Genomic DNA, 278 nt, shown 5'->3' on the forward strand with positions numbered 1-278 from the left:
CGTAGTGATTTTCAGGTGAAGTTGCGTGGTCAGCGGATCGAGTTGGGGGAGATCGAGTCTGCGGTTCGGGATCAGGTGGGTGTGGGTTCTGTGGTGGTGGTGGTGTGGCGTGATCAGTTGGTTGCGTATGTCACTGCTGCGGTGGGGTGTTCGGTTGATGTTGATGTGGTGAAGGTGGGTGTGGGGGAGCGGTTGGCGTCGTATATGGTGCCGTCGCAGTTTGTGGTGTTGGATGCGTTCCCGTTGAATGCTTCGGGGAAGTTGGATCGGAAGTTGTT

Annotated in this window: 1 protein-coding gene; it reads left to right on the forward strand. The window is 56.5% G+C overall.

Features of this window, described 5'->3' with window-relative positions; genetic code table 11:
• Positions 1–15: 15 nt before the first annotated feature.
• Positions 16–278: AMP-binding enzyme (locus tag QM716_RS29165; RefSeq protein WP_502942177.1), on the forward strand; the 263-nt coding region annotated here is incomplete at its 3' end.

Source organism: Rhodococcus sp. IEGM 1409 (genome assembly GCF_030056735.1).
Taxonomy (GTDB): domain Bacteria; phylum Actinomycetota; class Actinomycetes; order Mycobacteriales; family Mycobacteriaceae; genus Rhodococcus_F.